Genomic DNA, 6000 nt, shown 5'->3' on the forward strand with positions numbered 1-6000 from the left:
AGACTATATTTTAATTTTGTGGAAATTTATACATCCTTCTTACGCTTTGCATAAACTAGTACTCTCAATTCCATAGACCAATTAGTTTCTTCAGGGAAAGTTGGGCTTATACATTTTTAAATATAAAATACTCTAGTATAGACTGAAGGTAGATGTTTAGGACTCCAGGCGCTATCCAAGACTACTGATAAGTTTTGAGCCAAATATTGTGTGAATAATTTCGGATCAACCCAATCTGGAACTTCTGGGTTATACATAGGGTCTTTGTCTAAATGATAATAGTAATAAAGTAAGGCTAACATATCGTGTATGTATTTTCTCAAATTTTTTGCATCAATCTGGTAATTTTGGTTTAAAGGATGTTCTAAAAAGAAACCTGGTAACGGATATCCTAATATATATCCATTGCTATCTATAATATTAGGATTATTATATAAGTACGAAAAAGAGATTTTATTACTATTCTTGTTAAAATCGATAGATGAAATCAAACATTTCTCTACGAGTTGTCCGGTTAAAATAAATGCAGCGTACTCACATAGTTTCTCGTCTTCTGTGTCATAGATTTTACCAGAAGTTCCTAAATCTAGATAAGTAGAAACTCTCATATCTTCTAGCACGTGGTGAGTTAGTTCATGGAAGAAAATCCACGATAAATACACTGGAGTTATATCTACTGGGATGTTCTCTTGCTTCAGTATATCGTTTAGAACGTTAATATCCTGCATTACCTAATTTTTTATAATATAAATCCCCCACGTATTTGGATTCCAAGAATACGGTATATAATAGGCAAGTATTTTACGGTTAATTATTAATCCTGTCGTTTGGTCTGGAATTTCCACATATTCTACTATTTTCCCTCCACCTGCTATATCTACATCAGCTTTAAGTTTCCGTTTAGATCTATATATTTTATAACCTGCTGTAGATATTGGAAATTTTATCTTACTACCAGGCGAAAAATCAAGCTTTATGATGGGTTCCCACAACATTATAGCTTTACCTATACATTAAGTAAAAACATGTTTAATATTTGTTTTTATTCTTGACTACTTCTAAATGTTATAAAGAATACCCATCATTATTTGTTTCGCTATAAGAGATTTAAATCAAATGATCTCGAGCTAGATAATGAATAACCTTCATTTAACAGACCGCTTAGCGTACTAGTTTCACTTTAAAAAGTGCAATTATTGATCTTCGAGTAAATAGTATGTATCATTTAATAAAATTAGCTCAAGGCGTGCGAGAACGCCGAGGCGCAAACTAAGGAGAGTGTGTCCAACTATTAGTATTTACAAAATAAATGAGTGAAACTTTCATAACGTGGGATTGTTAAAAAATAATAATTTAAATTAAGAGATAACGTCGGATCTGATATTAATCTTGAATGCGTTTCTTAAATTGTTGGACATACTCAGTTACACCATATACCGGAAAGGTAAATTCAAAAGCTTAACCATTAGACGTTAGTTAAGAACGTATTAGCCAATTTCCTCCAAGAGTGAGGACTTACACTAAGGCCTCAATTCACGTAATGAATTTATGTTGAGTTTCTTTCTAATCTCTGAAGGAATAGTTATCCTAAACTATGGTAAAGCTCTGCTGTCCTAAGTCCTTTCGTAAATTTGAACTATATTTCGCATATCGTTACAGTGTGCAATAAGTTGTGGCATGTCAACTAAGAGTTACTTCTCCTGCGTATTTATATCGACGAAATGGGGCTAAGAAAATTTCGGCGTGTTCATAGTTCCCGACCTTGAAAGAAACTGGAAAACTCCATATAGCCTAAAGCTGCTCGACAAATTCCGGTAAAGGCAAATAAATTTCCTCGTCTTCATCTTTAAACCTTATCCCTCTTCCTGCACTACCTCCAAAAACGACGTCTCCTTCCCTATGCCTCAATAGAGTAAAACCTCCTTCAGATTTAACGTCCTTGTTATTATAAGCAACGTTTGGAGAAAAAGACGTCTTTAATTCCTCATAATCCTTAATCTCCTTTAGGTAAACTTTCATTATACCCCTCTTAACCCCTAGCCTAATATACTTAACGTCGAGTGGCGATGAAGAGATTACGTAAGTTGTAGCCTTAGAACCTACAGAAATTACGTTATTAGTCGTAAGTATAGGCACGGCCCACCTGGTCTGAGGTTTATATAAAATGTAGTCGGTTTCGCCCATCGACATCGTTAACCTCATGTAGAAAGTCCTATCGAAAACAGCAGGATAAACGTAAATCCCCCCTTCTTCATACAGTGCTTGAATTCCCTTATACGAAGGTCTATTATAAGGGCCTACATAGCTATCCTCGACCAACTTTCCTAAAAAGGCTATCGTCAAGGGGTAGTTATGAATTACCGGCATTACTTTCTGTACATAACCGGTGGAGTGAGGATAAGTTAAAGAATTGAACCAAAAGATGCTGTGTACAGTCAACTCCGCCTTATATATCATTCCTCTCCTCCTGAAGACTTACCTTTTTTCTTTTCTTTCCCTCCAGTTTTATTTTCCACGATATTAATGAACTCCCTTATTTTCCCTGCGTAATCTAGGCTGTCCTCCCAGGCTTCCTTATAATTAACTTGATAAGAGTAATCTGTAAAGCCCTTGCCCTTTAGAATGTCACTCACTTCTCTAACGTAGTCCTCGGGATCCATCATTTCTCCCTTATGTTTGCCAACTATCTCCCTCATTATATCGTAACTGCTTATAGTCTCCTTTTCCGAGAACTTAACGCTTAATATCCTAGTCTCCACACTACCGTACTTAGTCTCTCCACCTCCTAGCCTAGTTATACTAGCCAGCGCGTCCAGTACTACTTCAAACTCGTTCTTTGTCAAGTCGTAGGCTGTAGACTTACCTATGAAAACTACTCCAGGGGCAATGTGGAGCTCTGAATACAAACTTTGCCCGGTGTAACTTACTCCGTCTGCTACTTTGTTATGCGTTAGCTCCATTATAGCCTTCTTGTACTCAACTAAGGAAAAGGCTATATCGTGGGCTACCCTACTCTTTATTCCGTATGCAGTGTTTATATCGTTCATCATACTATCGTCCGTTATATTCCCTAGTATGGTGCAAGAAGGACAGTAACCGCACATGCCTATGTCTGTCGAAGATTTCCTCTCTTGGGGCGGGGCAATGTAGCAATTCCACCCATCGCCGGTCCTCTTATACCCTAGGTTCTTGGCTGTGTCCAATATCTTCTTCTTAAATTCGTCATCAAATTTCGCATACTCATCCCTAAGCTTTTCCAACATTACCCTCCTTAGCTTAGCTTGAATCTTTTCCGGCAAGATTACGGGCAGTTCGTAGTTCTCCTTGTTAATAACTACGCTTATGGTACTAATATCTCCTACCCCTTCAGTCCTAAAAAGAGGGATTCCCTTTGATATTATAACGTATACTATTTCTGCCTTTACTCCTTTAGAAAATATTCTATCTTTTTCTCCCCTTACCCTAAACTGAGTCATGAATGGTCACCTTTCAAAATATTCCAGATTTTCTGGCCAAAAGTCTTTGAGTAAAAAACTGCATTATTATATATCCCCTCGAGGACCATGTTCATTAACTTCCTAGACTCCTGAGGGTTCATCTTTGAAGATACCTCAGCAAACTTCTTCAACAAGCCTTCAAGAGCTTCCCTATAGAGGTTTGCCAACTCCTTCTTTTGAAAAGGTGAATCTTGTGAAATCATTATCTTTATAATCTCCTCAAGGTTGCCAGTAGGGTTCTTCCTAACTTCCTCCAAAGCTTCCCTTACTTCCTTAGTTACAGAGTGCATAGAAGGAGAACTCTTTGCCCTAAATGACAGTATTTTGCCCATTATTGTTACGTAGTCTCCTAGATCTAATTTTTCTTTATTATCCAGGTTTAATTCCTTCCTTAACTCCTCAGCCATTATAATACACCTTCGGTTTGGATTTAAAACCTTTAATAGCCTCCGCAATCCTGGGGTTTACGGAGGAAAGGAGAGTAGTAGTCAAGGAAAAATCGAAGTCCATTAAATCAAACCTATCCTTCTCCTCCAATAATCTGGAGGAGAAAAGCAAGGAAAGGCTAAAGGGAGGCAACTTGTCCTCCATCGCTGGGTCGTAATCGATTATAGGGAAAGGCTTCCCGAAGGTCAATATCCTCCTTTCAATAACTTGATCTGGGTGAGGGGTCACCTTTACCGGGTAAAAGGACGAAATGAGGAGGAGAGCAGACAAGGAAGGGATTAACTCAACAAAGCCTTTTATAGGTTGTTCCCTTAAAAGATAACTCCTTTTACCTTCTCTATATATGGAGCCGAAGTCCCTCAATATCATTGCAGAAGAGTAATCAAGGATAGTCTCCATCCTATCTCCAGCCATATTTGGGATAACATCGTGTACGAAATCCCTCCAACTATAAAGATCGTTCTCTATCTCGTCCAAGCGGACATTGCCCACTGTCTTAAAATCAACGTTAATGCCCAATAGGATAGAAAAGTTTTCGGCGACTTCCTTAGGCGTAGGCCTAGTAAAATACCCAACTAGAAAATACTTAGTTTGCCCCCTACTCGCCGCAAAGGAGTGTTTAGAAAGGTACAAGGCGTCGTAAGCGCACCAAAAACATATCCCATATTTCTTATCAAACTTGTAGTGGAGGTTTGACAAAGGCTCAACTTTAGGGCTCCACTTCTCATTGCTAGCCTTAGAGTATAAAGCATAACCGTAAGCCTGAGGAACGTAAAGCTTAGGGGATTCAATTCCACATAAAAAACACCTTTCTCCGCCTTCCTTGTGCTCTATATCATCGACCTCCACGTTATAAAAGAAACCCTTAAAATTAGCCGAAGGCTTTCCGTTACCGAAAAAGTCATTTATTAGCTCTTTGTCTCTCTTCTCAATCTCTGCCCATTCCCCTCCATCCCTCGGAATTTTAAGTTCATCCCAGTTTACTCTTATGGGTAATTCGATGTCCTTATTCGTTATTACCACTACCCCATCCTTAGTTAAAACTATGAGGGAGTTATCTGTCATTTCTTCCACTTTCTCCACAACCTTTTTCATTATTGCGCTTCTTGTACCTATTTGAGGTAATGAGACGGTAAAGAAATAAGCATTTAGTGAAGGGTCTACTTTCTTCACTAGATTAAATAGGTCTAGAAAGCTCATATTTGAAGACTGCATCATGTCTGCAAACCATACTATCTTACCGAATTTAGGATTCAAAGAAGGGTTTTCCGCCAAATTGTAATTTATTCCATCTAAAACCTCCTTATCGTCCACAAACATTTTAACTACTTCCCTTAAGTCCTCAACCTTCTTGCCGAACTTCTGGTAAAAATCGTGAAAAAGCCCTATGAAGAAAGCCTTCTCCGCGAAATCGTCGTCGTTACCTAGGACTAAGGAAAGCTTATATGCGGAGTATGCTGCGGAAACCGAGTGAATAAATGCAGTTAGGACGTCGCTGTACTTCCAATTCTCTGAGCCTATAAAAGGGTGGTAAGCCTCAAGGGCGTTCATGAAAAGCTCGTCAATATTTTGAGACATAAAAATAGCTGGATAAAGGAAATTATATGTTTTATGGTTACAATTTCAGTAGCACCTCTTTCCGTTAACATCTAGGCAAACATGACGAAATTCCACGCATTTTACTTTTCCACGTGACGGAACATAGAAAGAATGATGAAATAAGAGAAGCAGTAAGATGATTAACATAAAAATCTCAGCTTTAAAAGGTAAGTACGCACACTCTGTTGAGAAAGTGTGACGTATGGCGAAAAACACAGACAATCGTTCGTCTCTTGAAGTTCTGTTGAGAAAGTGCGTTCAAGTAATACGTTCATTTTCTTCGAAAAGACGAGAAAGTATATTATGTAGAACCATATTAGGAAAGACAAGTACGCTTCCTTATTAAAGAAAGTGACCTTACGAGGGAGCTATTTCTCTGCATGAAGGGCTAAGCACGAGATGAGAAAGGAGGCCAGAATTCACAGTTAACAAACTTACTGAGAGAGTAACCATTAGC

6 protein-coding genes are annotated in these 6000 nt (G+C 38.2%); all 6 read right to left on the reverse strand.

Annotated elements, in window-relative coordinates; genetic code table 11:
• Positions 1 to 116: 116 nt before the first annotated feature.
• Positions 117 to 728 (reverse strand): hypothetical protein, encoded by a 612-nt coding sequence (locus tag D1867_RS12145; protein ID WP_155864346.1) that lies wholly within the window; start codon positions 726 to 728, stop codon positions 117 to 119.
• A gap of 3 nt (positions 729 to 731) precedes the next feature.
• Positions 732 to 995, reverse strand: coding sequence for a hypothetical protein (locus D1867_RS12150; protein WP_155864347.1), 264 nt, complete (start codon positions 993 to 995; stop codon positions 732 to 734).
• A gap of 796 nt (positions 996 to 1791) precedes the next feature.
• The gene (locus D1867_RS12155) at positions 1792 to 2457 is read right to left on the reverse strand and encodes a hypothetical protein (RefSeq protein WP_155864348.1); all 666 of its coding nucleotides are present in this window, start codon (positions 2455 to 2457) and stop codon (positions 1792 to 1794) included.
• Complete coding sequence (gene cas7d, locus D1867_RS12160) at positions 2454 to 3476, reverse strand: type I-D CRISPR-associated protein Cas7/Csc2 (protein WP_155864349.1); 1023 nt, start codon at positions 3474 to 3476, stop codon at positions 2454 to 2456. Before cas7d ends, D1867_RS12155 begins: the two co-directional genes overlap by 4 nt.
• Positions 3473 to 3904, reverse strand: coding sequence for a hypothetical protein (locus D1867_RS12165; protein ID WP_155864350.1), 432 nt, complete (start codon positions 3902 to 3904; stop codon positions 3473 to 3475). The genes cas7d and D1867_RS12165 overlap by 4 nt, the downstream gene beginning before the upstream one ends.
• Entirely contained in the window at positions 3897 to 5522 is a 1626-nt protein-coding gene (locus tag D1867_RS12170; RefSeq protein WP_155864351.1) for a hypothetical protein, read from the reverse strand. The genes D1867_RS12165 and D1867_RS12170 overlap by 8 nt, the downstream gene beginning before the upstream one ends.
• Positions 5523 to 6000 lie beyond the last annotated feature (478 nt).

It is taken from the genome of Acidianus infernus, assembly GCF_009729545.1.
GTDB lineage: Archaea > Thermoproteota > Thermoprotei_A > Sulfolobales > Sulfolobaceae > Acidianus > Acidianus infernus.

Bases quoted from the DNA above. Each gene is read 5' to 3' on its own strand.
- D1867_RS12170 (WP_155864351.1), bottom strand. From the start codon at position 5,522: ATGTCTCAAAATATTGACGAGCTTTTCATGAACGCCCTTGAGGCTTAC.
- D1867_RS12150 (WP_155864347.1), bottom strand. From the start codon at position 995: ATGTTGTGGGAACCCATCATAAAGCTTGATTTTTCGCCTGGTAGTAAG.
- D1867_RS12145 (WP_155864346.1), bottom strand. From the start codon at position 728: ATGCAGGATATTAACGTTCTAAACGATATACTGAAGCAAGAGAACATC.
- cas7d (WP_155864349.1), bottom strand. From the start codon at position 3,476: ATGACTCAGTTTAGGGTAAGGGGAGAAAAAGATAGAATATTTTCTAAA.
- D1867_RS12155 (WP_155864348.1), bottom strand. From the start codon at position 2,457: ATGATATATAAGGCGGAGTTGACTGTACACAGCATCTTTTGGTTCAAT.
- D1867_RS12165 (WP_155864350.1), bottom strand. From the start codon at position 3,904: ATGGCTGAGGAGTTAAGGAAGGAATTAAACCTGGATAATAAAGAAAAA.